We start from the raw sequence: 26599 nt of genomic DNA on the forward strand, positions 1-26599 counted from the left end.
TGTCAACAAATTAAAGATGATTAAAAGAATGTGTTATGGACGAGGAAGCATAGAACTACTCAAAAGAATGATGATTTGTGTATAAGGCAGCAAAAGTGAACAAGACCCATTTGAAATAGATGGGGTATAAAATCAAAATAAACGCGATGGTGTTTCGATTTAGACTAATGGGGGTTGGGGGGAATGATACAATAAGGGGGAGGATAGGGATTCGTTCCGGCAGATTCGTCGGCTGTGTATATAAAGATTTGCAAATTCCATTGAACGGACTATTAGTTGTAATATGTTAAATATAGTAAATAATCGGTTGATCATATACAAAGGACTTGTAAACCCGTAAAAAATTTTATATATTTGAACAAAATCAAGAAATATTATTGAGGGCTATTCCAACTATCTTCTGAATTAAATCCTATGTCTAAATATTATTTGTTTTTATATGTCATCATAGTTTTCCTTTCTTGCTCGAAAGATGGAGATGAATATGACACACGTAGCTGTCGGGTAGAAATAAAAGAGGGATCATCTTTTCTATTATATACTAAATTGGGAAATCCCGTTGAAGAATTGGTTTTTGAAAAAAATACAATTTTGTTTGGAAAGAAAATAGCTTTTTCAGATAAAAATCAATGCTTATATCAGATTGATCATATAAATAAATATTTTAAAAAAAGTAAGGTTGATTTCGATGATCTTAATATTACGATCGTGAATGATAGCATAAGATGGATTAACAATAGTTCTGAAGCGAATTTTTATTTTGATAATATTGATTATTTCACAGTCAATGATTCTATTTGCCATTTCAGATGTTATGGTGAAAAACGAAGCCATATCTTTTTTTATAGCGGGTATGATACAGTAATTAGAATTAAAGCAGATATAAGTATAAACCTAATTAACAATTAATCTTTTAAATTGGGTAGCATCCGGCGTGCTGATGTACAACTTGAAAATAATCATGGGAGTCTTAACTGTCTAAATGTAATTTTGAATAATGCTGGATAGAAATATATGAAACAGGCTCTCCGAAAAGTAAGCCGTTACCTGCTCTTTAAAATATCGTTCGTTTTATTGCATCCGAAATAATCCAATACATAAAGAGGAAATGCACTCAATATAGCAACTTCAGGGCATTTATGAGAAATATGTTTCTCTAATTGTTTTGAGAAAATTTTTTCTTGTGATAATAAAGAAGTTGGTAAGGTAAAGACGTCATTTAAAAGGTAATTGGCCTTACACAAATGAGCTGTGATTAATTCTTTCCAAACAGTTTTTGTATATGAATTTACATTTGATAGTTGTGGTTTGCTATCGGTGGCTACAAATCGTTTGTAATGAGGTTCTTTTAAACAATTTTCCTTGTCAGGACATTCGTCAGTATATGGACAATTCTTTCGTTTGCATTTTACAGTTAGTGTCTTGAAACTTTCCATATCCTTATAGTGGCGTATGGCTTCTACCATGGGGTAACTAATATAAAGCATTCCTTCATTTGTTTCATTATCGAAAAATGAAAGCATTTCTTTTATCTTTTCATCGCTTGCTAATGTTGAATGGGCATCGTAGTCGAAAAACAGATAGATATATGCAAAACTATCTCGACTGTAATCTTTTAGGATCTCTGCGTTTTCGACTTTCCGTTCTTTTAATAAAGAAACAATATCTATTAAACCGTCCTCCTCTTTTATAGTACGATAAAGTTGGTATATTTCAGCATCAAATATACATTTTATGGCATGCCTGTCTCCTAAAAAATTACACTCTAATTTTTCTACAAGCTTGTCTTCTGTTTTAGCACCCTCAAATATGAATAGTGTTTTTTCTTTATTCTTCATAGAATATACCTGTACGATAAATTTTTTCGATGTTATGACCAAAACGCAGCTCCTTGTCCGTACAATCAGATAAACATTTAATTTTATTGTTGTTTAAAATGAAGTTGCAATCAGGACGTAATAAGTCGTTTGTCATCAGATATGTATTATGTGAAGATGTAAATATCTGGCAATCCATATCAAACAATTGTTTGCAGACTTCAAAAGCCAAACGGAAATGATAGAAAGCATCAAATTCGTCGATAAAAACAAATGATGCCTCGCACATACGCTTCATCCAAAAATATAATAATTGCAGGGATTGCGTGCCGGTTGATGCTATTAACCGAAATGGAACTTCGCTTTCATCTACTTTACAAAGAACTTGTTTATCTGTAGAATTATGTACGATAAATTGAAATTTCTGACCACTTACTTTATGTAAAAAATCAGAGAAATCTTCCAACAGATTATTTGTGATGATAAACTCATCAAGCATTGTTATATTCGTTTCAAGTCCTATAAATTCTCGAATATCAAGATTTCGGAACCAAAGCATGGAATTAACAAAACTATTGAGTTGTATTAAATAATGTTCTGCATTCAAAGGATAGGAGGTAAGCAGGAAATTAATTATAGATACATTGTTCGCATTATTCCCTAAATTTTTTTCTATATTTTCATCCATAGGAAATTGCTGCTTGTCGATACTGAATTTTCCTTTCTTTCGCTCGAACACATTGATATTGTTGACAAATAGGCTTTCTTCAACCAAAACTCCAACGGCATTTTTTGCATATATGTATGCCACTATGTTTTCTTCAAATTTGAATGTGTATTCAAATGTGACAAGTTTATCTCGGTTTCCGGCATAAACGAAATTTGTATAGTAATCTATTTTTTTCCATTTGGGAGATAAATGATTTTCAATATCGAAGAGTGCTAAACTGAAATTCGTTTTTCCTGATCCGTTTGGACCATATATAATGCCGTTTTTGATAATGCCGTTTTTGATTACGGCTTTATTAAATTCGTAATTGGCAGGATTAGACAAATCCCACTCGATACGATTGGCAAATCCTCTATAATTTGTTACTGCAAATTTTGTTAGCATATGACATTGCTGCTTGATTAGGTTACAAAGATAATGATAACTCTTCAATGATCCGTAATTTTTTTCCGGCATTTCTGATCTGAAATCGATTGCTTTTTGCCGACATCCGCCCACACATCCCCACAAATGCCGACCGATACCGACAGATGGCGACAGGGCTGTTTTTCCGGGGAGTATCTTTGTCATGTTTTCGAGAACAAAGCATTTCAAGTTATTCACGATTAAAAAAATTAAACAGTTATGTCAGTAAAGTATCGTTTGGTAAAAAAGAAGAATTTGGGTAAGGATCAGGCAGCGGTTCCTGAAAAGGTGTATGCACAGCCGGTCTATATGGAACTGGTCAGCTTCGAATCCCTTTTGGATGAGATTGTGGAAGCGGGTATCCCGACCAACCAGGTGAAAGGGGTGATCGATCGTATGAATTACCTGATCCGTAAACATTTGTCTGCCGGACGGCGTGTGCAGTTCGGAGAGTTCGGGAATTTCCGCTACGGTGTCGGTTCGACCGGAAGCGAGACAGACGAAAAGTTCGATCCGGAGATGATCAAGACTCCGCGCATCGTGTTCAGTCCGGGTTCGTTGCTTCGTAAGGCGAAACAGGATGCCCAGTTCGAACGGATCACTCTCGTTGTCAACGGTTCCGCATCAACCGGCGGGGGCGAAGAAGAGCGGCCCGGTGAATTGTAAGGGAAGCATCATACGGGGATGAGAAAGGAGAGCGCAGGTCACGAAAGAGGTCTGCGCTCTTTGTTTGGAAATGGCTGCCTTGATTTCCTCCGTATCCACCTTTTCCGTTTGTGTCAGGATAATCGTACCGTCCTTTCCGGCGAGGAATACGCGGGGGATAGTACTGTCGGCAAAGAGGGAGTAGACTTTCCGATCCGGATCGGCGAAAAACTTCATATCGTACTGATGCTCCCGGAAGTAGGCCGTTACTTGTTCTTCGGTTTCATCGCGTGCGATCAGGAGCACACAGACGGATGGATCGTCTTTATATACATCATATAAAGTGGAAATATCAGGGAAGGCTTTCCGGCAGTCGGAACAGGTCGTGCTGAAGAAGATAATCAGCGTGGACTTATTTTCTAAATCCTTATTCGAGACCGTGCCATACGGATTGGAAATGCTGAATTCGGGAAGCACGCCGCCTTCTTCCAAAGCAAAACTACCCGCAGGCAAGTCTTCGCGGATGCAGGCAGTGAGGGATAACAGGCTGATTATGTAAAATAATAAATATTTCATGACAGCAAAGATACGGGTTGGTCGCCATACTTTGTGACTTTTTGTATGGCTATTTGCATATTATCCTGTATATTTGTCCCGGGATTTTAAATATCAAAGAACAAAACAGCAAGAAGCAGACTTGGCCTTACAATCGAAAAATATGGTACGCGTAATCCGGTTTATACTGATCGGCACGTTGAATGCGTTGATTACAGTCTTGATTGTCTGGCTGATGATGGACAAGCTCGATTGCAACTATATCGCTACCAATATCACCGCCTATGTGATTGCGCAGATCAATAACTTCTTCTGGAGCAAATATTGGATATTTTCTTCCCGCACCGGTAAGTTCCGCCGCGAGATCCCCCTTTTCCTGATCGCTTTCGGGTGTGCCTATTGCGCCCAATTCCTCGCTCTGCTTATCATGGTGGAAATTTTCGACTTGAACGAATACCTCGCCCAGTTCCTCGGACTCTTCATCTATGGCGCAGTCAACTATCTGATGAACAAGAAAATCACGTTTCAATTGACATATGATTGAAGGTTTTCAAATCACAGATGAACCGGCCGGTCACGGTCTGATCAGAGACTCTGGGACAGATGAATGGGGCAACCGGATGATAGATTTACACAGAAAAAATATGTAACTTTGGAGGGTGGTTTGCAATTAGTTTACAGTTAATATGTAAATAGTTAGAAATTAATAGATTAATTATATGTCAGACAGTATTGTTATTATTCCCACGTATAACGAGAAGGAGAATATAGAAAACATTATTCGGGTTGTATTTGGGTTGGAGAAAGAATTTCATATTTTGATTATAGATGATGGATCGCCCGATGGCACGGCAGATATCGTAAAACGGCTGCAAAAAGAGTTCCCCGAACGCCTTTTCATGGTGGAACGTAAAGGCAAGTTAGGATTGGGTACGGCTTATATCTGCGGATTCAAATGGGCTATAGAGCATAAGTATGATTTCATATTCGAAATGGATGCGGACTTCAGCCATAATCCGAATGATCTTCCCAAATTATATGCTGCTTGTACGGAACAGGGTGGGGATGTCGCAGTCGGCTCCCGCTACTGTAACGGTGTGAATGTCGTGAACTGGCCGTTAGGACGTGTGCTAATGTCTTATTATGCTTCCGTATATGTCCGTTTTGTTACCGGAATGAAAGTACAGGATACGACAGCCGGCTTCAAATGCTACCGTCGCGAGGTGCTTGAGACGATCGATTTGGACCGCATCCATTTCAAAGGGTATGCGTTCCAGATAGAAATGAAGTTTACGGCATATAAGTGTGGTTATAAAATCGTGGAAGTCCCCATTATCTTTATCAACCGCGTATTAGGCACTTCCAAGATGAACTCCTCTATCTTCGGGGAAGCGCTGTTTGGCGTATTGAAATTGAAATGGTGGAGCCTGTTCCGTAAATATCCTCAAAAAGGAAGCCGGAAAGCAATTGCCGGATAATACCATTATAAATAAAGGCAATAAAAAAGCTGCATCTTTCAAAGGTGCAGCTTTTTTATTGCCTTTATATAAATGGTATTTGTTATTCTTGATTCAAGGCTTTTAAGGAGAAATGGAAAGTAGTGCCTTTCCCTTCTTCGGAATCGAACCACAATTTGCCACCGAGTTGTTCGACAAAGTCTTTGCACAGCATTAATCCCAAGCCGGATCCCTTTTCGTTATTCGTCCCATAAGACGTAAAATGGGTGTTTTGCTTCAGCAGCTTACCCTGGTCTTCCTTTTTGATTCCTTTACCTGAATCTTTCACACTGACAATGACAAAATCTCCGTCTGTTTTGGTCGATACCGTAATCACGCCTTTCTCGTAGCTGAATTTAACAGCATTGGAAACAAGATTGCGGACGATTGTCTTTACCATATCGATGTCTATCGATCCCATCAACTCTTTATCCAAACCTTCAAGCGCGATGGATATGCCTTTCTGGGTAGCCATCGGAATAAATATTTCGGCAGTGCTGTTGACTATGCTGTTGATGTCGACTTGTTGCCTGTAAATATTCTGTTTGTTCAGGCGGTTCTTTGCCCATTTCAGGAGGTTGTCGAGAAGCTGGAATATTTCTTCCGATGTCTTGTTCATCATCTGAAGCATTTCGTACACCTCGTCGCTGACCTGATTCTTGTCGACCATCATCAGGATGGCGTTATTCATCATCTTCAAGGAACCGAGCGGAGAGCGCAAATCGTGTGCAATAACGGAATAGAGCGTGTCACGGGATTCGATCGTGTTTTCAAGTTCCTGCTTGATGCGTTTAATGCTGAACAGTTCGTAACGGTGGGCGACGCGTTTTACCAATTCTTCCCGTTGGAAAGGTTTTGTTACATATTCCGTTGCCCCCAACTGGTAACCTTTGACGATACTTTGCATATCACTCAAGGCTGACATGATAATGACGGGGATGTTGTTGGTTTCCGGATTACTTTTCAGATGCTGCAGTACCTCGTATCCGTCCATCTCCGGCATCATGATATCGAGCAGAATAAGATTGGGATGCCTTTCCTGGGCGATACGTAATGCTTTAGCTCCGCCGTCTGTCGTCAGTAGCGTATAACCTTCTTTTTTCAGTATCGCTTGCACAAGCATAACATTAGTTGGCACGTCGTCTACCACTAATACTGTATATTGTGATGCTAAGTTTTCCATTTGATTCTGTACTTTTCTTGATATTCAAATACTATCAATGATACAAATGTATTTAATTCTATTGATATAATCGCGTTTTTCCGAAAAATAAATTCTATTTCGGAAAAATATTTCTTTTGCACATTAATTATGCACGGCTAAAACCGCTTGATATAGGATGAGATAAGGCTTTTTATTGAAATTATTCTTTAAGTTTGCACCATGAAATCGAATTTAGTTCTTTTAGCGCTTATATTAGTCAGCTGCCAGCCGGAAATGCCTGTCACCTCTTCTATTCTGGTGGATAGGGATGGGTTGACAATTCCTGTAAACAAGGAACTGTATGGTTTGACCATTGAGGAAATCAATCATGCGGTGGATGGCGGTATCTATGCGGAACTGATACAAAACCGGAGTTTTGAAGATGGGGTGCCTCCCTTGAACTGCCCGTACGACCCTGTCCGCCGGGTCCTGACTACCCCGAATGGATGGAGCATTCCCTTCTTGCGACCTGATTCGGTGCCGGGATGGCGTCGGTTTTCTGCCACATCTTATCTGTATCCCGACACAAAAGAGCTGATTAATGACAAAAACCGGCGTTCCCTGCTGGTTTCCGTGTCCGCTTCAGCCGAGTCGGGAAAAGGAGGTGTCGTTGCCGAAGGGTATGGAGGAATACCGCTTCGAAAAGGAGAGAAATATGATTTGTCTTTCTACATGAAAGGAGCCTCTATGGTTCCGAAGACCGTAAGCCTGACTTTGGCCGATTCTACCGGAGAGACGGCCTTCAGCGAAGTTTACCGTATGTCACCGGACTATGAATGGAGGAAGTACAAGCATACTTTTACCGCAACCTCGAATACGAATAAAGCCGTGTTGACGATAACGACTGACAGTTCGGCTGTTTTCTGGCTGGATGTCGTTTCCCTGCTTCCGCAAAAGACATGGAAAGGCCGTCCGAACGGATTGCGTCCGGAACTGATGGAGCTCATTGCCGCATTGAAGCCTGCGTTCATTCGTTTCCCCGGCGGCAGTTTTGTAGAAGGATATACGGCCGGGACCTATCCGGTCTGGCGTGAAACCGTAGGGGACATTGCCGAACGCAAACATTTCTGGAATGTATGGGCATACGGTACGACGAACGGCATCGGCTATCATGAATATCTCCAAATGTGTGAGGACTTGGACGCCGAACCTATCTATGTGATGAATAGCGGTGTGACCAGTCAAAGCCGCCGTCCGCGTTATGAAGACATAACGGCGATGGGGAAGTTGGTACAGGACGCCTTGGATGCCATCGCCTATGCCAATGAACCGGCCGATTCCGTCATGGGCGCCTTGCGGGCCGGTCACGGACATCCGGAACCTTTCGGATTGAAATATGTGGAGATCGGCAGTGAAAATTACGGGCTGGAATATACCAAGCGTTTCGAGTTGTTGAAGAAAGCGATCCGGGAGGCTTATCCGGACGTTACGGTGATAAGCAGTTCCGACATAAGAGGAAAAAACAGGAATGAATGGTCGGATACCCATTTTTATTCGAGCGAGTCGTTTCTGATCTCCAATCACAACCGTTTTGTTGCCGGACGACATACGCGCCGGATGCCTCCTGCCTTTATCGGAGAATTCGGCTTGTCCGGCGGGGCTGCCCCCGGAAGTTTGCGGGCGGCCATCGGGGAGGCTTGTTTCCTTGCAGGAGCAGAGAACGGGCAGGACATCGTGAAGCGCCTGGCTTATGCCCCGGTTCTGGGAAATACGAAATACAAGATAGAACGTCATCCGGCCATCTCTTTTGACGGTGAACAGACCGTCCTTTCTCCCTCTTACCACCTGCTGCAAATGTTCGGCAGCAACAGAGGAGACGAAGTGCTGAAGACCGAAGTCCGCACCTATCAGAAACCCCAGGTGACCTTCGGACGCGCCGGTATCGAAATGTTCGATAACAGCTATGAATTCAAGGAGGTAAAAATAGACAATTCGCCGGTTACGGAAGGAACTGTCATGACCGGAGGCTGGACGGTCGGACAGGGTACGTTGACGCCGGTTGCAAACAGGTGGAACTATATCCTTTTAGGCGATCCGTCTGCCTATGACTATACGTTCTCGGCGGATATCAGGCGGACGAAGGGGAGCGGACAAATCCAATTCCGTGTGCGTGACAACGGGCTTCCCGGAGAGCGGAATGACTATATCGGGTTGACGATCGGTACCGGTGTCGTCGAGTTCTATCGCCAGGCGGGAGGAGTGAGGGACACGTTGCGTGCGCCTGCCCTTTATCCGTTCCAGAGCAATCGCTGGTATAACGTGAAGATCGCTTGCAAAGGCGAACAAATCGGTTGTTTCGTGAATGACACGCTGGTTCATGAGGCGATACTTCCCGGCATACCTTCATTGGTTTCTACCGCGGCGTTGGATAAGGAGACTCATTCGATTATACTGAAGGTGATCAACACGACCCGTCACGAAGAGAAGACGGAGTTGGACCTGCAAGGTGTCAGTGTCAAAAATACGGCGGAAATTATTCAGCTCACAGGAGATCCCGAAGCGCGTAACACTTACGACCACCCCGGCGTGGTCGTACCGGAGACAAAAGAAATATCCTTCTCGCTGAGCGGTCCCAAAGTGTACAATTTCCCTCCTAACTCGATTACGATAATGAAACTGAAGATCGACTGACAGGGCGACCGGCATCGGATTCAAAACCGATGCCGGTCGCGTATTCAACCGATGCCAGTCGGGCGTCCAACCGATGCCGGTCCATTGACTGCCGGATGCCTGCCGGATGAAATAAAAAAGGCTGCCTCGGTATGAAGCAGCCTTTTTCCGTTTAGTATCGCATTGATTAATGGACTAACATTTCAGGAGTGATCTTGACAAACTTGTCGGAGTCGGCTTTGCGGAGCTTCACGCTTCCGTCGTTCCAGTTGGAAGGCCAGCCGCCGATGATATGTCCCAAGAATACCACCTTGATCTCGTGCAAGCCCTTCGACAATGCAGCCGAACTGTCGTGGCGGGAGAAGCGTTTCACTTCACCGCCGTTGTTCACTAACAATTTGCCGTCGATCCATACCTCTTCGTTGTCGGAAGAAATATAGTAAACACCGTCTTCAGGGATGTTGACGTAACCGGTTGCTATGGCAGCATATTGCTTGACACCGCGCATGGATTCGCTTGTTTTCACTACGCTGGTGATTTCACGCAGGTCTTTGATCACCGATTTCTTCCATTCTTTCACATCTCCTAATTTGGAAGAATTCAGGAACATGCCGTCGGTCACCTGCATTTCCAATCCCGGAGCAGTCTGTGCTACTTCCTTGGCAGGCGCCAATGCTTGTTTTTCAACCGTGATCGTACGAGTCTTGCTCATCTTGCCGGAAGGCAATACGGAACGGATCTTCAAGACGCCCGATTCCGTGAATTCGATAGGAGCCGTATAGACCGTCGATTCCGGAGTCGGTTCGGTTCCGTCGATCGTATAAACTACCTTGACCGGACGGGTGGTCTTGAATTCCAAAGAAGCCTTGTCGGTGAATGCAACGAAATTGCATGAGCCGTTCGGTTGCTCCGGTTGCGGGATATGGTAGTTGATGTTCAGTTCGTCCAGACGGACCAAGGCATTATCCAGGCGACGTTCGAAGTCTTTATAATCCTTGCGTGCCAATGGAGTCCAGCCGATTTCAGCCAATGCCAGCACACGCGGGTAGGCGCGGTATTCCAGCAGGTCCGTGTTGTACATATATTCGGACCACAGGTTTGTTTGTACCCCCTTGATCAAGTTCGCCTTTCCGGTAGCGACCAAAGTGTCGGGCGTCGGATTGTAAGCATACACTCTCGACAGCGGATCGTAACCGCCGATAGAAACCGGTTCGATCTTCGGATCGCCCTGGAACTGGTCGATGTACATGCCGCCGCTTCCCGGAGTCATGATCGCTTCATGGCCCATGTTGGCAGCAGCGATACCGCCTTCTTCACCACGCCAAGACATGACGGTTGCGGAAGGAGCGAGGCCGCCTTCGAGGATCTCATCCCATCCGATGATCTTTTTACCATGCTTTTCGGACAGGTATTTCTCCATGCGCTGAACGAAATAGCTCTGCAGCTTTTCTTCGGCAGAATGGTTCTTGTCGGCTTTCAGACCTTCCTCGCGGATGCGCTTCTGGCAGAGCGGGCATTCTTTCCAGCTCGATTTCGGGCATTCGTCACCACCGATATGGATATATTCGCCGGGGAAAAGAGGCGCGACTTCGTCGAAAACGTCCTGCAGGAACTCGAACGGTTTTTCCTTTCCGGCACACAATACGATGTCTTCTACCCCCCAGATGATACGCGGGGTGGTCGGTTCGCCCTTGCAAGACAATTCGGGATATGCGGAGATTGCAGCCAACTCGTGTCCCGGAAGTTCGATTTCAGGAACGATCGTGATAAAACGGTCTGCTGCATATTTTACCACTTCCTTGATCTGGTCTTGCGTATAAAAACCGCCATATTCCGTTCCTTCGCCATCTATGCGTTTGGAACCGACTTCTGTCAGTTTCGGGTATTTCTTGATTTCGATACGCCAGCCCTGGTCGTCCGTCAGATGCCAATGCATGCGGTTGATCTTGAACAAAGCCAGTACGTCGAGATGTTTCTTTACGTTCTCTACCGGGATGAAATGACGGCACGGGTCGAGCATGATGCCGCGGTATTCGAAACGCGGTTCGTCCTTCACCGTCACGCAGGGTGCAGTCCAGGCGATACCGTTCACGACTGCCGGGCTCTGGATCTCGGCCGGAAGCAACTGCATGAACGTTTGCATGCCGTAGAACAAGCCTTGCGGGGTCTTAGCCTTAACCGTCACGCCTTGCGGAGTGACATCCAGCGTGTAGCCTTCGTCGTTTACATCCAGCGTCCCGTCGATCGCCAGTGCAATGCCGTTTGAGGCGGCCTTGTCACTGACCGTTATCTGGTAGCCGGTGGCAAGATTCATCTGGGCGGCAAAATATTCGGCAACTGTTTTAGCTTCCGGAGTGGAGGCGGAGAAGGCTGTGTTTTTGCTTAGTTTAAAACTACCCTCGTTCTGTACGAGGCTTACCGGCGTCGGGATTACATTGATGCCCTGGTTGTAAGGCATCTGTTTGGCAGGCCCGTCGCTGCACGACGCAAGGATACAAAATGCTGCGCCGGCACACATCGAAATGAGTTTCATCATGTTTATTTAGGTGTTTTTTGTATGAATGAAGGGGCGACCGTAAAGGCCGCCCTTTTTTATTTACCAAGCGAAGATCGGATATTCCTTCATGATGCCGTTCACTTTTTCGCGAACAGCCGTGATAGTCTTGTCGCATTCGGGTGCTGCCAGTACGGTGTCGATCAGTTCGACGATCTCGGCCATCAGCGGTTCTTTAGCGCCGCGGGTCGTGATAGCCGGAGTTCCGACACGGATGCCGGAAGTCTGGAATGCCGAACGGCTGTCGAACGGAACCATATTCTTGTTTACGGTGATATCGGCGGCTACCAATGCCTTTTCTGCCACCTTGCCGGTCAGTTCGGGGAACTTCTTGCGCAGGTCGATCAACATGCTGTGGTTGTCCGTACCGTCGGAGATGATCTTGTAACCTTTGTCCATGAATGCTTTTGCCATAGCAGCCGCATTGGCTTTTACCTGAGCCTGGTAGGTCTTGTATTCCGGTTCCAGCGCTTCGCCGAAGGCTACGGCTTTGGCGGCGATCACGTGTTCCAGCGGACCGCCCTGTATGCCTGGGAATACGGCGGAATCCAGCAGTTGGGACATCTTCTTGATCTCTCCCTTCGGTGTCTTCTTGCCCCAGGGATTCTCGAAATCCTTACCTAACAGGATGATGCCGCCACGCGGACCGCGCAAGGTCTTGTGGGTCGTGGAAGTTACGATATGAGCATATTCCAGCGGGTTGTTCAGCAGTCCGGCTGCGATCAGTCCGGCAGGGTGAGCCATGTCGATCATCAAAAGGGCGCCGACCTTGTCGGCAATCTCACGCATCCGCTTGTAGTCCCACTCGCGGGAATAAGCGGAACCGCCGCCTACGATCAATTTCGGCTTTTCACGTAAAGCGACTTCTTCCATCTGGTCGTAGTCTACACGGCCGGTATCTTCTTTTACGTTATATTCTGTCGCGCGGTATAAGATACCGGAACTGTTTACAGGAGAACCGTGGGAAAGGTGGCCGCCGTGTGCCAGGTTCAGGCCGAGGAATGTATCGCCGGGATTCAGGACTGCCAGAAATACGGCTGCATTGGCCTGTGCTCCTGAATGGGGTTGCACGTTGGCCCATTCTGCATTGAAAATCTGTTTCAACCGTTCGATAGCGATGGTTTCGCTCTGGTCCACTACTTCGCAACCTCCATAATAACGCTTGCCGGGATATCCTTCAGCGTATTTGTTGGTCAGACAGCTCCCCATGGCTTGCATCACCTGGTCGCTTACAAAGTTTTCGGAAGCGATCAGCTCGATGCCTTTCAGTTGGCGCTGATGTTCCTTCTCAATGATGTCGAAAATGATATTGTCTCTTTTCATTACATGTAAAATTGGTTATTGCAATGAGTCCCCTTTTCTTTTGTGAGGATCGCTGGCAAATTTACGATAAAAAATCGTAAGGGGGATAAAATCATATCGAAATATCCTTATAACTTCAACATTGTATATAGGTTGGACGGATTTTGGCGACAATCGAAAATGGCCGCTATTTTAATAATATCTTTTCGTATATAGTAGATGATCTTATAGTCGCCGACAACAAAACTCCGGAAAACCTGACCATTTTTTTGGTCTACTATTTCAATTTTGCCCATAAACGGCTGATGAACTAAGCTGTTTGCAGCCTCTATGATCGGATCGATTCTTTTTCGAACAACTTTCCCATTTGACATGGGCTTGTAAAAAGTGTAAATTTCTTTCAGTTGTTTTTTGGCTTGGGGTAACCATGTCGGGTTTAGAGGTTTTACCATGTTTTCATTTCTTCTTCGAGTTCTTCTGTCGAGATTCCTAAACCATTTTTATCATCTTCCAATGACTGACGAAGTATCTCCATCTGTTCTTCATGCGTGTAAACGCAAGGACGTTTTATCGGGATGACATTCATGTCCTTGAATTTATCCAAGGCCTTTCTCAGGTAATCGATCAGTCTCGGATTGTCTGTTTTCAGGATCTCTTCGATCAGAAGCTGTTTTTGTGCATTTAATTCCATAGTTGTCATAATATATAATGTATTTATCTGTCGATGCAGTTGCAAATATAGGCATATCCCATTAAAAAGCCCGCATCGAACCGGGCTTTTTAACGGGACTGTCTTATTTTTTCAATTTCACCGTTTCCCACATTTCACTGCTATCGCAGGCCGCCTCGATCAGGCGGATGACAGGCAGTACGTCGGCGGCATCCGTCAGGAGCGGTTCGCCGAAGCGGAGGTGGCGGTGGATGTTGTCGTAGAAAGCGGCATAGTTTCCGGCGAGGCTGGGATATTTGCGGCGGACGACATGGCCGTCCTTTTCCGTGTGGAGGAGGCCCCAGGTGCTCTCGTCTTCCACTCCCCATCCCGGCGTGCCGGGGAGCAGGCCGTCGTTGAGGTCGGCTTCCTGCCGGTCCAGGCCGTATTTGACAAACGAGCCTTCCGTGCCGTGCAGGACAAAACGGGGCTCCGGTTCGCACATCAGGTAGCTGGATTTGAGGGTCACCTTGATACGCGGCGCTTTTGAGGGGCGGAGCAGGTGGATCACGAAATAATCATCTACACTGCTGCCCTTACGAAGGACGTCGACATCGGCAAAAACGGCTTCCGGCATGCCGAACAGTTGAACCGCCTGGTCGATCAGGTGCGATCCCAGGTTATAGATCAGGCCGCCGCCCAGCTTTCCGGTTTCTTTCCATGTATCCGGTTTTATGAAGTTACGATAGCGGGGAAAAGTCGACTCGAACTCGACAAGACGTCCCAGCAGTCCTTTGTCCAGTATCTCCCGGACCGTCAGGAAATCCGAATCCCAGCGCCTGTTCTGATATACGCTTATGGCCAGTCCTTTGGACCGGGCGAGGTCGACCAGTTCCTGCCCCTGTTCTACTGTTGTCGTGAAAGGTTTCTCGACAATCACGTTCTTTCCGGCCTCCAGTGCCTTGCGTGCGTACTCGTAGTGCGTACTGTCCGGCGTATTGACAACGACCAGTTCCAACTCGTCCAAGGCGATGAGTTCCTCGAAACTGCGCACAATCCGGGCTGAAGGATAACGTTCTTTCGACAGTTCCTTGCTGCGTTCCGTGATTGCCGCCAGGCAGAAAGCCGGGTTCGTACTGATAAATGGGGCGTGGAATATTTGCCCTGACATGCCGAAGGCTGCCAATCCTGTTTTGATCTTCTCCATTTTTATGAAAGTTTGTTTTTGCGAAGATATGAATTTATCGGTTACAATGTCCATTAGACGCCTTTTTGATTCTTTGGACGGGAAGAAAGTTGTTGTTCCACATTATATTTCGTATATTTGATGCCAGTGTAATTTGTTTTCGACAATGCCGTGTATATATACGACAACGTCGAAGATATTCCCGACAATGCCGGAAATATGCATGACGACGTCGGAAACAAATTACACTGGCATCCGATACCGGATACATTGTCAGGAAACAGTAAGGACATCGGATGGCGACGAGCGATAGACGGGGTTTTATTATCAATCAAATTGGAAAGAGGAAATGAAACGGGTGCAATTCGGCATTTACGAAGTGCCGGCAAAAAATGAGCGGGGAGCAAGCGGGAAGCGTGCGTATGCCCGGTTGATCAGTAAAGAGACGAAGAAGATGGAGGAGATCTGCTCGTTTATCAATGAGTGCTGTTCGGTCAACTCGGCCGACATCAAAGGGGTTTTGGATGCCTTGTCAAAATATGTCGGGCGGGAACTGGCGTACGGTTCCTGCGTGGAACTGGACGGACTGGGATTCTTCTCGCCCGCATTGAAGACCTTTAAAGAAGGTGTGAACGAGAAAGGGAAGGAGGTGTATAACGTGAGGGTGGACGGCGTGAATTTCCGTTGCGCGAAGAAACTGAAAGAACAGGTATGCAAAAGCCAGCCTCAGAGGGTGAAGCGGACGAACGTGTCGAAGTTCGATTACGATGGACGTAAAGCCAAGTTGATGGCTTACCTGGAAATGCATCGGTTTATCAACCTGACCGATTACCAAAGGTTTGTGGGGTGCACGTATTATGTGGCGAAAAGCGATTTCAAGAAGTTTGAGGAGGAAAAGCTTGTACAGCGGCAAGGATATAAGACACATCGTGTGTATATCCTCGCCACGGTACAGGAGGAGTGAGCTTTATTTATCGCAGTTTTCCTTATGCAAATCCTTGCTCAACCGCATGGCACAGAAGTTCGGGCCGCACATCGTGCAATATTCGCCGTCCATCACGGCGCTGTCCAGGTAGTATTGCAGGGCGCGTTCCGGATCGAGAGACAGGTTGAACTGGTCTTTCCAGCGGAATTCGAAGCGGGCTTTGCTCAGGGCATTGTCGCGGACTTGTGCTCCGGGATGTCCCTTTGCCAGGTCGGCGGCGTGGGCGGCGATCTTATAAGCGATGACACCTGTGCGGACGTCTTCCTTGTCCGGCAAGCCGAGATGTTCTTTCGGGGTGACGTAGCAGATCATCGCCGTGCCCTGCCAGGCGATCTGGGCGGCTCCGATCGCCGATGTGATGTGGTCGTAGCCCGGAGCGATATCCGTTGTCAGCGGGCCTAAGGTGTAGAACGGGGCGTTATGGCAAGCATATTGCTGTTCCTTCATGTTCTCCTGAATCTTATTCATCGGGACATGCCCCGGACCTTCGATGATGACCTGCACGAACTGCCCCCAGGCCACCTGGGCCAGCTCGCCCATCGTATGCAGTTCGGCAAACTGGGCGGCGTCGTTCGCATCGTAGATGGAACCCGGACGAAGTCCGTCGCCGATCGAAACGGCGACATCATACATTTTCAATATCTTGCAGATCTCGGTGAAATGCGTGTACAGGAAATTCTCTTCATTATGGATCTGCATCCACTTGGCCATGATTGACCCCCCGCGTGAGACGATACCGGTCAGGCGCGTCTGCGTCAGTTCGATATGCTTTTTAAGCAGGGCGGCGTGGATGGTGAAATAGTCGACTCCCTGTTCGGCCTGTTCGATCAGCGTGTCACGGTAGATCTCCCAACTCAGGTCCTCGATCTTTCCGTCCACTTTTTCCAGAGCCTGGTAGATGGGGACCGTCCCCACCGGAACCGGGCAGTTCCGGATGATCCACTCGCGGGTTTCATGGATATTGTCTCCCGTCGAAAGGTCCATCAAGGTGTCGCCTCCCCATTTGCAGCTCCATACGGCCTTTTCGATCTCTTCGTTGATGCTGGACGAGAGGGCGGAGTTGCCGATGTTGGTATTGATCTTCACCAGGAATTTGCGGCCGATGATCATCGGTTCGGCTTCGGGGTGGTTGATGTTTGCCGGAATGATGGCACGCCCGGCAGCGATTTCTTTGCGGACAAATTCGGGAGTGATATAGGATTTCAACCCCAACGCCTCGATCTGCTGGTTTTCGCGGATGGCGACATACTCCATTTCCGGAGTGATGATGCGCCGTTTCGCATAATACAACTGTGTGATGTTTTTCCCGGCTTTGGCCCGATAGGGCAGGTAATGTTGCGGGAAACGGATGCGCTTCAGCGAAGGGTCGTCCAGGCGTTGACGGCTATACTCGGAAGTCGGTTCCTTCAGGCGGATCAGGTCCTTGCGTCCTGCGTACCAGGATTCGCGGATACGGGAAATGCCTCTTTGCGTACTGATCGGGATTCTCGGGTCCGAATAGGGGCCGCTGGTATCATACACGATGACGGGATTGTTCCTCTTGTAAACCAAATTTTCGTTCTCATCGCGTGTGACGGTATCCAGTATTTTGATCTTTCGCATACCTACGTTTATATCATGTATTTTGCCGTGTATGTAGATCTTTTCCGATGATGGATACGTGATGCGCATCTTGTTTTTTCTTGCCATAGTTATATCATTTATTTTTACATATCTGAATCATCTCTGCAAGGGTCCGGTTTATGCTTGTTGATCTCCCGGATGAAACGGCGCGTCTCTTCGACCGGATCTTCGGCGTTGATGATCGCACTCGAAACGGCGATCCCTTCTATTCCTGTTTCCATCAACGGGGCGATGTCTTCAAATTCGATCCCTCCGATGGCAAAGATAGGAATTTCGAGGCCTGCTTCCCGGTATTGTTCCATGATTTTTCGATATCCTTCCAGACCCAGCACCGGGCTCAGGTTCTTTTTGGTCTCGGTATGGCGATAAGGGCCCAGGCCGATGTAGGAAGCTCCTTCCCGGTCTGCATTCAGGATATCTTCGAACGTGTTGGCTGTTGCTCCCACAAGGAAGAGATCTTCTTTCCTTTTCTCGATGATGCGGCGCCAGGCTTCGGAGACCGGCATGTCGTTTTTACCTAAGTGGACGCAGTGGATGCCGGCTTTGAATGCCATTTCCAGATCGTCGTTCAGGCAGCAGGCGCAATCCGTGTCGCAGTTGAACAGTGTAAAATGCGAGACTGCCTTGGCTACTTCCAGGTTCAAATTCTCTTTCATGCGGAGCTGCACCCAGGTGCAACCGCCTTTGGTCACCATTTTGACCTCATCCAGTTCTGTGTATTTGTCCGTACGCTGTGTGATGAACATCAACCGGTTTGTACCGGTAAAACAGGCATACCTGCCGCAGCCTGCATTTCTATATAAGAAATCGTCTAATTCCATGCTTGTAATTTTTTATATTGATTAATAATAGAATTCTCTTTATCCGCCGAAGGGTGGTTTCCCCAAAGTGCTCCCAGCACGGCTGCTCCCCCGAAGCGGAAAGGACGTAGAAGGGGAAGGGTCGTCAGGTCTATGCCCCCTAAGGCTATGACTTTATCATGGATGATCCCGGCGTCGGAAGCCTGCCTGAGTGTTTCCGGCTCGAAGCCGTTCCCGTAGCCTTCTTTGGATATGCTTTGAAAAATCGGACTTAGAAACAGATAATCGAGTTGTCCGAACTGTCCGAGTTCCCCGATCGAATGGCACGAACGGCTGATGGCGCCTGTAAAACCGTCCGGAGCCTGCCGGTTGCGTCTGTTCAGGTGTACGCCGCCCAGGCCATACTCCACCGCCAGCCCGAAACAGTCGTGAAGCACGACTTTCGGATAGTGAACATCCGGAATCCGGTCCAGCAGCTTGCGCAATTCATTTGCATCGCTGTCCGGTTTGCGCAGATGAAGACGTTGCATCCCTTCATCAAACAGATGTGAAAGGATGGTACTTTCTCCTTGGAAAAGGCGGGGGGATGTAATGACGATCAGCTTTTTCATATTCCTATTTTTATGAGGGGGACCGGATCGAAGAAATGATTGAGAGGCCCGTGTCCATGCCCGGTCCTTACATCGGCCCCGGCATGAAGGGCTGTCGTTATGTAATCTTTTGCCGCACGTACGGCATCCGGCAGCTCTTTCCCTAAGGCCATATAGGCGGCAATGGCGGACGAGAGCGTGCAACCTGTCCCATGTGTGTTTTGAGTATGGATGGCCGGTACGGCCAACCGGAGCGGGGCTTCACCGCGTGTGAACAGGACATCGGCCATCTCTTTACCTTCCAGGTGGCCGCCCTTCATCAACACGGACCGGCATCCCGAAGCCAATAGTTGTTGTGCGGCCATTTCCATTTCTTCCTCGTTGCGTATCGGCATGCCGGAAAGAAAAGCCGCTTCGTCGATATTCGGGGTAATCAGCGTGACGCGTTGAAAAAGTTCTTTCACGATGACTTCGATGGTTTCATCTTCTATCAGCTTGCTGCCGCTTGTCGAGATCATAACCGGATCGAGAATGATGTTCGCCGGGCAAAAACGGTCGATCGAGCGGGCGACGATCCGGGCTGCTTCCCGGTTATGCAGCATCCCGATCTTAACGGCATCGACAGCCAAGTCCTCGAATACGGCATGGATTTGTCCTTCGACGATCTCCGGGGAAATGGCTTGTATCCCTCTTACCCCTTGTGTGTTCTGGGCCGTGATCGATGTGATGGCAGAGGCTCCGAAGACGCCTAAAGCCGAAAATGTTTTCAGATCCGCTTGTATCCCGGCACCGCCGCCACTGTCTGAACCGGCAATAGTAAGCGCCACCGGATAGCGAAACATCGTGTTTATATTCATTTTTACATACAAAAGGAGGGAAAAAGCCTTCTCTGTTCTTTCCTACGGCGGCATTACCCGCATCAGGTTCGCGAGGGTATAATCTCAGCCCGTTAACAGTATGGCACCCCTTTCAGGACACAAAGGTAGGAAGATTTTTTGTAATTGGAATATAATGTGCGTGTTTTGGAACACTCTGTAAAAAGAATCTGTTATACTTTTGCAGCGTTTTATTAGGGATAAAGTAAAAATAAAAGGATAAGAAGTTGTGATGGGGAAGAAGATTGTTTTTTTGCTGGCATCCTTGTTTACGGTATGGATAGCAAACGGACAGAATACGATTATAAAGGGAATTGTAACCGATTCGATTACAGGGGAGGGATTACCCTACGTTTCTCTTATATTTAAAGGGACGACAATAGGAACAGCAACTGACGGGGATGGGAACTTTTCATTCTCCGCATCGACCGGTGTCAAGAATCTGGAAGTATCTTATTTGGGATACGACACGAAAGAAGTCAAGATCATTCCGGGTAAAACGAATAATCTGAAAATAAAATTGGCTCCGAACGGGATCGCTTTGAATGAAGTCGTCGTAAAGCCCAAGAAGGAGAAATACAGCAAGAAAGAGAATCCGGCCGTTAAGTTCGTAAAGCAGGTCATCGCCTCACGGGAAAGCAATGATCCGCGTAACCACGATTACTTCCAATACGACCAGTATGAGAAGATGGTCTTTGCGATGAACGATTATCATCCCAAACCCAAAAAGAACGGAAAACCGGGCAAATTCGATTTCCTGGTCGATTTTGTCGATACGCTGGATGTCGGCACGACTATCCTTCCGGTGTCGGAAAAAGAAAAGGTGGAATCTGTCTATTACCGTAAAGAGCCGAAGTCGGAGAAGCGTATTGTGAAAGGGAACAAATCATCCGGTGTGGATGAGATATTCTCGCGTGACGGTATCCAGCAGTTTTTGAATGAGGTCTTCCGGGAAGTCGATATTTTCAAGAATGATATTCCTTTGTTTTTACAACGGTTTGTCAGCCCGCTGTCCACCATCGGGCCGAATTATTACAAATATTACTTGCTCGACACGTTGAATGTGAACGGACAGAAGTGCGTGGATTTAGGGTTTGTCCCTTTCAACTCGGAAACATTCGGTTTCACCGGCCATCTGTTTGTCACGCTCGATTCCACATTCTTTGTACAGAAGGCAATTCTGAATGTCCCTAAAGACATCAACCTGAACTTCGTTTCCGGAATGACGATCGAACAGACCTTCGAACGCACGCCCGACAGTACCCGGATCATTACGAAGGACGACATCAATGTCAACTTCAAATTGAGCGAGAAATCGAAAGGCATGTATGCGCGGCGACTGAACATCTACAGCAACCATTCTTTCGATGAACCCGATGCCGAACGGGCGCTTGTGTTTAAGGAGAGCGCCCCCGTCATCACGCTGAAGGACGCCTATCAGCAATCGGAGGATTTCTGGACAAGCAACCGTCCGGAAGAGGCGATAAAGAAAAATCCGAACTCGGTCGAAAAGCTGATGGCTAAATTCCGTTCCGTTCCGATCTTCTATATAACGGAGAAAGTCGTTTCGATCCTTGTGTCCGGCTATATCCCGACCAATAAGGACCCGCTGAAAAGCAAGTTCGAGTTCGGCCCCATGAACACGGCGATCAGCGGCAATGCGATCGAAGGGGCGCGTTTCCGCGTGGGAGGGACGACGACGACGGCGTTTAGCAAGAACCTGTTCTTTGACGGATATATGGCGTATGGGACAAAAGACGAAAAGCTGAAATATGACGCGCTTGTCGAGTATTCGTTCAATGACCGCAAAGAATACCGCAAGGAGTTCCCGCTGAACTCGATCCGCCTCGAATATATGTACGATATCAACCAGTTAGGGCAGCAATATATGTATGCCAGCAAGGATAATATGTTCCTGGCCTGGAAACGCCAGAAAGATACGCGGGCCACTTATCTGCGGCAAGCCGAACTGACCTACTACCACGAACATTATAATGGTCTGGCTTATGGGGCTGTCGTCCGTAACCGTCGCGAATATGCGACCGAATATGCGGTGTTTGACCGGATCGGGCCGGATGGGACCATCAGCCCGGTCAAGAGCTATGATATGACGGAACTGGAATTGAAGTTCCGTTATGCTAAGGATGAAAAGTTCTACCAGACACGCAACCTTCGCTACCCGATTACTTTCGATGCGCTGATCTTCAATCTCAGCCATGTAATGGCAAAGAAGGATTTGCTGGGATCGTCGTATGATTATCACCGTACGGATATCGGTATCCAGAAACGTTTCTGGTTCTCGGCTTTCGGCTACATCGACCTGATCACGAAAGCGGGAAAAGTATGGAACAAGGTTCCCTATCCTTTGCTGATCCTGCCGAATGCCAATCTTTCTTATACGATCCAGCCGGAATCTTATACGAATATGAACGCGATGGAGTTCATCAGCGACGAATATGCCTCCTGGGATCTGACGTACTACATGAACGGAAATTTGCTGAACCGCCTGCCGCTTGTCAAGAAGTTGAAATGGAGAGAGGTCTTTTGTTTCCGTGGCATGTGGGGACATCTGACCGACAAGAACAACCCTGTGAACGGGGGAGACGGCCTGTATCTTTTCCCTGACGGTTCGTACACGTTTGGCAAAGCTCCTTATATGGAAGCCAGTGTCGGCATTGAAAACATCTTTAAGTTCCTTCGTCTTGATTATGTCTGGCGTTTGAACTATCGCGACCATCCGGGTATCCAGACGAAAGGGGTTCGGTTCATGATGCGAATGTCATTCTGACATCACGGCTTTTCAGGCACGGGTTTATCCTTAAAAAGCCTCGGTCATATTCATATAGACCTGCATGCCCGGCTGGCCGGGCTCTTTGCCTATGTCCAGCCTGAAGTTCTTTCCCGGCTGCATCTGAAAGCGGAGGCCGGCTCCGAAATTGAGTTTCCATTTGTTCCAGTCGAAAGGAGTTTCCCCGATCGTCCCGGTTCCGACCCATGCCACGAACCCGCATTTCGCCCAGAAGTTCCCGCTTTTGTATTTCGCCGGGGAACCGAACATATGGCGGTATTCTACGATTCCGTAAGCCATCGACTTGTCACGGTACTTGCCCATATAATAACCGCGAAGGTCGAAAGGAGAACCGAAAGTCGGGAGTTCCGTAAAAGGAACTTCCCCTAAACCGATCTGGCTCTTGGCAATCCAGGCAAGTGTACTGCGCGGGCGGAATACGTTTTTAAACTGCCGGTATTCAAGCTCGATAATCTCGTAGTTATAAGCGCCTCCCAAATATTTGCCGAACAGTTTGAAATTGGTTCCCAACAACATGCCGCGCGTAGGTGTCGCCACATCATCGCGGGTGTCATATTGGATAAGTCCGCCGATACCGACGTTGAAGTATCTGCATTCATCCGAATCCTTGCTTTTGAATTTCTGGTAATAGGGATCATTTTTCATTACCGGATTGACATCCGAAACCTTTGTGTAGTTCAGATCAAACAAGCCGCCTAAATAGAAATGCGGACGGACTTCCCATACGAATCGCGGATACAATTGAAAATAACTTCGATGAAAGCGGGTAGTGGAATCGCCCCTTTCGAGATTCTCCGCCTTTTCAAAACCTTTCCCGTAATAGTGTGAAGGCTCGTTCCGGTAACCATAATTCATATAGATACGGAAACGGTTCTCATTGAAGAAAAACGTTCCGGCGCCTGCGACAACAATGGTCCCGTTTATAGACAGGTTCAAACCGGCAGGCAGGAAAGAGCGTTGGGAAATCGTGTCCTGTTTATTCATCCGGAAACTGGCAAGGACGGCGCCGCCCACGCCGAACGAGGCTTCCGGCGTATAGGAGGGGCCACCCAGCACGGACCACCATATAGTTTTGTGAGCCCGGATGGAATCTTTACGCAATTGACGGTAGTAGCGTTTCAATTGCTTTTCGTTCAATTCCACTCCGTCTACGATGACAGCCTCCTTTCGAGGCACGGTATCTGAAGGAGCTGTTATTTCTTCAGAGGAGAGCGCAACGGTATCGCGTTGCTCCTGAGCCTTTGCCGGCAAAGAAATTGCAAGCAAAGAGGCTCCCGCAAATACAACAAAATATTTAAGCATTGACTAATCCTATTAATGAAGGCAAAAGTATAAAAAATAATCGGATTTATTTCAGAAGGGCAAACGGAACCAGAAGGTCGACCCTTCACCTTCCTGGGAATCAGCACCGATTGTTCCCCCGAATTTGTCGACAATCATGGCGCATATAGGCAGTCCAAGCCCTGTCCCCTGCACGAAAGTGTTCAATTTGACGAAGCGTTCGAAGATCCGGTCTTTCTTGTCTGACGGTATTCCGATTCCGGTATCTTTAACAAAAAAGTAGATGTCTTTTTCGGATTTTTCATAACCGAAGGTAATGCTGCCCCGTTCTGTAAATTTCATGGCATTCGTCATAAAATTGATCATGACTTGCATGATGCGGTTACCGTCCGTATTGATGATACATTCGGGCTGCCTTTGTGTGAATTCGATTTTAACGGTATCCGGCCTTGTGTTTTTCAGCTTCATCTGCTGGCAAAGGTCTTCCATCAGCTGATTGATATCCGTGTCGGAATAAGTAAAGTCGAGGGTTTCGGATTCTATTTTGGCCATATCGATAATATCGTTGATCAGTTGCAGCAACAGTTCGTTGTTAGAGGTGATGATATGGACAAATTCCTTTTTCTCTTCCGGATCGTCCGTTTCGGCCAATAGGTTGGAAAAGCCGATGATTGCATTCAAAGGCGTACGGATTTCATGGCTCATATTGGCCAGGAAAGCCGATTTCAAACGGTTGGCTTCGTCTGCCTTTTTTATTTCGTATTGCAGGCGTTCGATACGCTTTTTATCCGAGATATCTTCGATCTTCATTAGGCCGCCTTGTATTTCGCCGGTATTTGTACAGACCGGTATGGCACTGATCTCGATGACCGTGTCTGCTTCGGTGAACTCATGGCGTACAGGTTTCCCGGTTTCTATCGCTTCGCTCAAAGCGCACTTCATACAAGGTGCTCCACGCCCCATGGCTGTCTGATAACACACTTTTCCGGCGCTATAACGCCTGCCCTTGGCGATCTCGTGCAAGTTGGCTGTCGATTCCCATTGGACGACATAGTTTTTATCGACAAAAACGAGCCCGAAATTGATGCTGTTCAGTACCAGGTTTTGGGTCTTGATCGCATTTTCCAATTCTTCTTTAGCTTGGATCAATTCTTTCTCGTACTCTTTTATCTGCGTGATGTCCCAGCGGACTACCAAAAGCCAGTGATTGTTTCCCAGTGTTATAACAGATTTGTTTACGATCGTATTGTGCAATGTTCCGTCAGGCGTGATATAATCGTCCTCTGCCTGGTACTCGACTTTGTTTTTTACCAGTTGCTCGTCTATCTGGCGATACTTGCGGCCGCGTTCTTCACCGTATATTTCAAAATCGGAATGCCCCAAAATAGCATCCCGGCTTGTCCTTGATTCTTTTTCGGCTTCTTTGTTCCAAAGTTTATACTTGAAATCGTCGTTGATGTCCTTGACAAATACGGGAAAAGGGAGATTGTCCAATATGTTCAGGCAAAACTGCTGGGAGTCTATAATTTTAGCTTCCCTGGCTTTATATGAGGTCTGCTTCCTGTTACTTCTGACCAAAAGCAATAGAAGAAAGATACAGATTATCGTTTCTATGATTAGTATTAGTTCCATAAGCAAACATTATACTTTTACCCTGATACACAATATTTAATTATTATCCATCGCAAAGGTAATATTTAAAATCAAATTCCGATAGGCAGGCCATGAATAAAAAAACGATTGTTTTGTAAACAAATCACGTGCGTTTATTGTTACTAAATTAGACACATTATATTAATAACAGAACCTGGCAACCTTAAGAAGTCCTGACTGGCAGGCACACGAAGATGAAGATTCAGTTTGAAATTAAGGAAAAATTGCCTGAGATTATTGCTGAAATTATGCATTCAGACAAATGGCAAACGAAAATCCTGGAAAAGATGCATGGACTGGAACGGGTAACGATCAAGGATCCGAACTACGATTCGGAAGCCTGTATTGAAATCTGGCAACATGAAATCCACATCCGGACGGCATGGTCCAATTACACCTATCGTATTTTTACCCGCGGAAATTCCGTTTGGTGTGAATATATCGGGGCTTATCGCGGTTTACTCGAACAGAGACTTTTGCCGTCTCTCACTCCGAAAATGAATATTTTGGATTCGGAAGTAGTGGAAAGTTCCTTAACCGGGAATAAGAGGCAGACTTTGCGTACTTATAGTTCGGAAAATCTGAAATTGAAGAACTTCCGTCGCGATAACTTCAAAGAGGAGTATAATGTTGCTTCTCCACAAGACCATCCGACAGTTGTATATGACGAATATATAAAGGAAGGGATGCCGATGCCTTCGCCGTACGGTGATGGCGGGCAGGGGAAACGATAAAATAAGTCGGCTTGACACTACCTGCTTGGGCTTATCGACGGACGAGTATATGTGAAATAAGATTAACGATATGCTGCAAAACATACTATTTTCGTT

Annotated in this window: 23 protein-coding genes and 1 riboswitch; of the genes, 8 read left to right on the forward strand and 15 right to left on the reverse strand. The window is 46.8% G+C overall.

The window, feature by feature from the left end:
• Positions 1 to 414: 414 nt before the first annotated feature.
• A complete protein-coding gene (locus RDN79_RS05685) occupies positions 415 to 909 on the forward strand; it encodes a hypothetical protein (protein ID WP_298549504.1) in 495 nt (164 codons plus the stop codon).
• 134 nt (positions 910 to 1043) lie between these two features.
• Here RDN79_RS05685 and RDN79_RS05690 read toward each other — a convergent pair whose 3' ends face one another.
• Both RDN79_RS05690 and RDN79_RS05695 read right to left on the reverse strand, forming a co-directional pair.
• The gene (locus RDN79_RS05690; protein ID WP_298549503.1) at positions 1044 to 1838 is read right to left on the reverse strand and encodes a hypothetical protein; all 795 of its coding nucleotides are present in this window, start codon (positions 1836 to 1838) and stop codon (positions 1044 to 1046) included.
• The gene (locus tag RDN79_RS05695; RefSeq protein WP_374044487.1) at positions 1828 to 3117 is read right to left on the reverse strand and encodes an ATP/GTP-binding protein; all 1290 of its coding nucleotides are present in this window, start codon (positions 3115 to 3117) and stop codon (positions 1828 to 1830) included. Before RDN79_RS05695 ends, RDN79_RS05690 begins: the two co-directional genes overlap by 11 nt.
• 54 nt (positions 3118 to 3171) lie before the next feature.
• Between RDN79_RS05695 and RDN79_RS05700 the strand changes: the two genes are divergently transcribed.
• Positions 3172 to 3618: a DNA-binding protein gene (locus RDN79_RS05700; RefSeq protein WP_298549502.1), complete on the forward strand. Its 447-nt coding sequence runs from the start codon at positions 3172 to 3174 to the stop codon at positions 3616 to 3618.
• Here the strand turns inward: RDN79_RS05700 and RDN79_RS05705 are convergent.
• Positions 3577 to 4173 (reverse strand): TlpA disulfide reductase family protein, encoded by a 597-nt coding sequence (locus tag RDN79_RS05705; RefSeq protein ID WP_298549501.1) that lies wholly within the window; start codon positions 4171 to 4173, stop codon positions 3577 to 3579. The two genes, RDN79_RS05700 and RDN79_RS05705, sit on opposite strands and share 42 nt — an antisense overlap.
• A 142-nt stretch (positions 4174 to 4315) precedes the next feature.
• Between RDN79_RS05705 and RDN79_RS05710 the strand changes: the two genes are divergently transcribed.
• Entirely contained in the window at positions 4316 to 4696 is a 381-nt protein-coding gene (locus tag RDN79_RS05710; protein WP_298549500.1) for a GtrA family protein, read from the forward strand.
• A 175-nt stretch (positions 4697 to 4871) separates the two neighbouring features.
• A complete protein-coding gene (locus tag RDN79_RS05715) occupies positions 4872 to 5630 on the forward strand; it encodes a polyprenol monophosphomannose synthase (protein ID WP_298549498.1) in 759 nt (252 codons plus the stop codon).
• Positions 5631 to 5712: 82 nt separating this feature from the next.
• Here RDN79_RS05715 and RDN79_RS05720 read toward each other — a convergent pair whose 3' ends face one another.
• Positions 5713 to 6831: a hybrid sensor histidine kinase/response regulator gene (locus tag RDN79_RS05720; protein ID WP_298549497.1), complete on the reverse strand. Its 1119-nt coding sequence runs from the start codon at positions 6829 to 6831 to the stop codon at positions 5713 to 5715.
• 201 nt (positions 6832 to 7032) lie between these two features.
• On the opposite strand from RDN79_RS05720, the gene RDN79_RS05725 reads away from it, so the two are divergent.
• Positions 7033 to 9483 carry an alpha-L-arabinofuranosidase C-terminal domain-containing protein gene (locus tag RDN79_RS05725; protein ID WP_298549496.1) on the forward strand — a complete coding sequence of 817 codons (2451 nt, stop codon included), beginning with the start codon at positions 7033 to 7035 and terminating at the stop codon, positions 9481 to 9483.
• Positions 9484 to 9649: 166 nt separating this feature from the next.
• Here RDN79_RS05725 and RDN79_RS05730 read toward each other — a convergent pair whose 3' ends face one another.
• The 5 genes from RDN79_RS05730 to RDN79_RS05750 form a co-directional block, all read right to left on the reverse strand.
• Positions 9650 to 11998 carry a family 20 glycosylhydrolase gene (locus RDN79_RS05730; protein ID WP_298549494.1) on the reverse strand — a complete coding sequence of 783 codons (2349 nt, stop codon included), beginning with the start codon at positions 11996 to 11998 and terminating at the stop codon, positions 9650 to 9652.
• Between the two features lie 60 nt (positions 11999 to 12058).
• The gene (gene glyA, locus RDN79_RS05735; RefSeq protein ID WP_298549492.1) at positions 12059 to 13339 is read right to left on the reverse strand and encodes a serine hydroxymethyltransferase; all 1281 of its coding nucleotides are present in this window, start codon (positions 13337 to 13339) and stop codon (positions 12059 to 12061) included.
• 107 nt (positions 13340 to 13446) lie between these two features.
• A complete protein-coding gene (locus RDN79_RS05740) occupies positions 13447 to 13770 on the reverse strand; it encodes a type II toxin-antitoxin system RelE/ParE family toxin (protein WP_298549490.1) in 324 nt (107 codons plus the stop codon).
• Positions 13764 to 14018: a hypothetical protein gene (locus RDN79_RS05745; protein WP_308572972.1), complete on the reverse strand. Its 255-nt coding sequence runs from the start codon at positions 14016 to 14018 to the stop codon at positions 13764 to 13766. The genes RDN79_RS05740 and RDN79_RS05745 overlap by 7 nt, the downstream gene beginning before the upstream one ends.
• 94 nt (positions 14019 to 14112) lie before the next feature.
• Positions 14113 to 15174 carry a Gfo/Idh/MocA family oxidoreductase gene (locus RDN79_RS05750; RefSeq protein ID WP_298549487.1) on the reverse strand — a complete coding sequence of 354 codons (1062 nt, stop codon included), beginning with the start codon at positions 15172 to 15174 and terminating at the stop codon, positions 14113 to 14115.
• 328 nt (positions 15175 to 15502) lie between these two features.
• Between RDN79_RS05750 and RDN79_RS05755 the strand changes: the two genes are divergently transcribed.
• Complete coding sequence (locus RDN79_RS05755; RefSeq protein ID WP_298549485.1) at positions 15503 to 16117, forward strand: HU family DNA-binding protein; 615 nt, start codon at positions 15503 to 15505, stop codon at positions 16115 to 16117.
• Positions 16118 to 16120: 3 nt separating this feature from the next.
• Here RDN79_RS05755 and thiC read toward each other — a convergent pair whose 3' ends face one another.
• The 4 genes from thiC to thiD are packed head-to-tail and all read right to left on the reverse strand — an operon-like array spanning position 16121 to position 20008.
• Positions 16121 to 17827 (reverse strand): phosphomethylpyrimidine synthase ThiC, encoded by a 1707-nt coding sequence (thiC, locus tag RDN79_RS05760; RefSeq protein WP_298549483.1) that lies wholly within the window; start codon positions 17825 to 17827, stop codon positions 16121 to 16123.
• 17 nt (positions 17828 to 17844) lie between these two features.
• Positions 17845 to 18582, reverse strand: coding sequence for a thiamine phosphate synthase (locus tag RDN79_RS05765; protein WP_298549482.1), 738 nt, complete (start codon positions 18580 to 18582; stop codon positions 17845 to 17847).
• Complete coding sequence (locus tag RDN79_RS05770) at positions 18573 to 19172, reverse strand: thiamine phosphate synthase (protein ID WP_298549480.1); 600 nt, start codon at positions 19170 to 19172, stop codon at positions 18573 to 18575. Before RDN79_RS05770 ends, RDN79_RS05765 begins: the two co-directional genes overlap by 10 nt.
• Positions 19169 to 20008, reverse strand: a complete 840-nt coding sequence (gene thiD, locus RDN79_RS05775; RefSeq protein ID WP_298549478.1) for a bifunctional hydroxymethylpyrimidine kinase/phosphomethylpyrimidine kinase — start codon at positions 20006 to 20008, stop codon at positions 19169 to 19171. Before thiD ends, RDN79_RS05770 begins: the two co-directional genes overlap by 4 nt.
• A gap of 20 nt (positions 20009 to 20028) precedes the next feature.
• Positions 20029 to 20129: riboswitch (TPP riboswitch) on the reverse strand.
• A gap of 129 nt (positions 20130 to 20258) precedes the next feature.
• On the opposite strand from thiD, the gene RDN79_RS05780 reads away from it, so the two are divergent.
• On the forward strand, positions 20259 to 22814 hold the full coding sequence (locus tag RDN79_RS05780; RefSeq protein ID WP_298549477.1) for a DUF5686 and carboxypeptidase-like regulatory domain-containing protein: 2556 nt from the start codon (positions 20259 to 20261) through the stop codon (positions 22812 to 22814).
• Between the two features lie 30 nt (positions 22815 to 22844).
• Here RDN79_RS05780 and RDN79_RS05785 read toward each other — a convergent pair whose 3' ends face one another.
• Together RDN79_RS05785 and RDN79_RS05790 are read right to left on the reverse strand one after the other, a co-directional pair.
• Positions 22845 to 24137 carry a BamA/TamA family outer membrane protein gene (locus RDN79_RS05785; RefSeq protein ID WP_298549475.1) on the reverse strand — a complete coding sequence of 431 codons (1293 nt, stop codon included), beginning with the start codon at positions 24135 to 24137 and terminating at the stop codon, positions 22845 to 22847.
• Between the two features lie 51 nt (positions 24138 to 24188).
• Complete coding sequence (locus RDN79_RS05790; protein ID WP_298549473.1) at positions 24189 to 25748, reverse strand: ATP-binding protein; 1560 nt, start codon at positions 25746 to 25748, stop codon at positions 24189 to 24191.
• A 215-nt stretch (positions 25749 to 25963) separates the two neighbouring features.
• Between RDN79_RS05790 and RDN79_RS05795 the strand changes: the two genes are divergently transcribed.
• Entirely contained in the window at positions 25964 to 26503 is a 540-nt protein-coding gene (locus RDN79_RS05795; protein ID WP_298549472.1) for a hypothetical protein, read from the forward strand.
• Positions 26504 to 26599: the final 96 nt, after the last annotated feature.

The organism is uncultured Parabacteroides sp., assembly GCF_902493135.1.
GTDB lineage: Bacteria > Bacteroidota > Bacteroidia > Bacteroidales > Tannerellaceae > Parabacteroides.

Bases quoted from the DNA above. Each gene is read 5' to 3' on its own strand.
- RDN79_RS05685 (WP_298549504.1), top strand. From the start codon at position 415: ATGTCTAAATATTATTTGTTTTTATATGTCATCATAGTTTTCCTTTCT.
- RDN79_RS05690 (WP_298549503.1), bottom strand. From the start codon at position 1,838: ATGAAGAATAAAGAAAAAACACTATTCATATTTGAGGGTGCTAAAACA.
- RDN79_RS05695 (WP_374044487.1), bottom strand. From the start codon at position 3,117: ATGACAAAGATACTCCCCGGAAAAACAGCCCTGTCGCCATCTGTCGGT.
- RDN79_RS05700 (WP_298549502.1), top strand. From the start codon at position 3,172: ATGTCAGTAAAGTATCGTTTGGTAAAAAAGAAGAATTTGGGTAAGGAT.
- RDN79_RS05705 (WP_298549501.1), bottom strand. From the start codon at position 4,173: ATGAAATATTTATTATTTTACATAATCAGCCTGTTATCCCTCACTGCC.
- RDN79_RS05710 (WP_298549500.1), top strand. From the start codon at position 4,316: ATGGTACGCGTAATCCGGTTTATACTGATCGGCACGTTGAATGCGTTG.
- RDN79_RS05715 (WP_298549498.1), top strand. From the start codon at position 4,872: ATGTCAGACAGTATTGTTATTATTCCCACGTATAACGAGAAGGAGAAT.
- RDN79_RS05720 (WP_298549497.1), bottom strand. From the start codon at position 6,831: ATGGAAAACTTAGCATCACAATATACAGTATTAGTGGTAGACGACGTG.
- RDN79_RS05725 (WP_298549496.1), top strand. From the start codon at position 7,033: ATGAAATCGAATTTAGTTCTTTTAGCGCTTATATTAGTCAGCTGCCAG.
- RDN79_RS05730 (WP_298549494.1), bottom strand. From the start codon at position 11,998: ATGATGAAACTCATTTCGATGTGTGCCGGCGCAGCATTTTGTATCCTT.
- glyA (WP_298549492.1), bottom strand. From the start codon at position 13,339: ATGAAAAGAGACAATATCATTTTCGACATCATTGAGAAGGAACATCAG.
- RDN79_RS05740 (WP_298549490.1), bottom strand. From the start codon at position 13,770: ATGGTAAAACCTCTAAACCCGACATGGTTACCCCAAGCCAAAAAACAA.
- RDN79_RS05745 (WP_308572972.1), bottom strand. From the start codon at position 14,018: ATGACAACTATGGAATTAAATGCACAAAAACAGCTTCTGATCGAAGAG.
- RDN79_RS05750 (WP_298549487.1), bottom strand. From the start codon at position 15,174: ATGGAGAAGATCAAAACAGGATTGGCAGCCTTCGGCATGTCAGGGCAA.
- RDN79_RS05755 (WP_298549485.1), top strand. From the start codon at position 15,503: ATGAAACGGGTGCAATTCGGCATTTACGAAGTGCCGGCAAAAAATGAG.
- thiC (WP_298549483.1), bottom strand. From the start codon at position 17,827: ATGGCAAGAAAAAACAAGATGCGCATCACGTATCCATCATCGGAAAAG.
- RDN79_RS05765 (WP_298549482.1), bottom strand. From the start codon at position 18,582: ATGGAATTAGACGATTTCTTATATAGAAATGCAGGCTGCGGCAGGTAT.
- RDN79_RS05770 (WP_298549480.1), bottom strand. From the start codon at position 19,172: ATGAAAAAGCTGATCGTCATTACATCCCCCCGCCTTTTCCAAGGAGAA.
- thiD (WP_298549478.1), bottom strand. From the start codon at position 20,008: ATGAATATAAACACGATGTTTCGCTATCCGGTGGCGCTTACTATTGCC.
- RDN79_RS05780 (WP_298549477.1), top strand. From the start codon at position 20,259: ATGGGGAAGAAGATTGTTTTTTTGCTGGCATCCTTGTTTACGGTATGG.
- RDN79_RS05785 (WP_298549475.1), bottom strand. From the start codon at position 24,137: ATGCTTAAATATTTTGTTGTATTTGCGGGAGCCTCTTTGCTTGCAATT.
- RDN79_RS05790 (WP_298549473.1), bottom strand. From the start codon at position 25,748: ATGGAACTAATACTAATCATAGAAACGATAATCTGTATCTTTCTTCTA.
- RDN79_RS05795 (WP_298549472.1), top strand. From the start codon at position 25,964: ATGAAGATTCAGTTTGAAATTAAGGAAAAATTGCCTGAGATTATTGCT.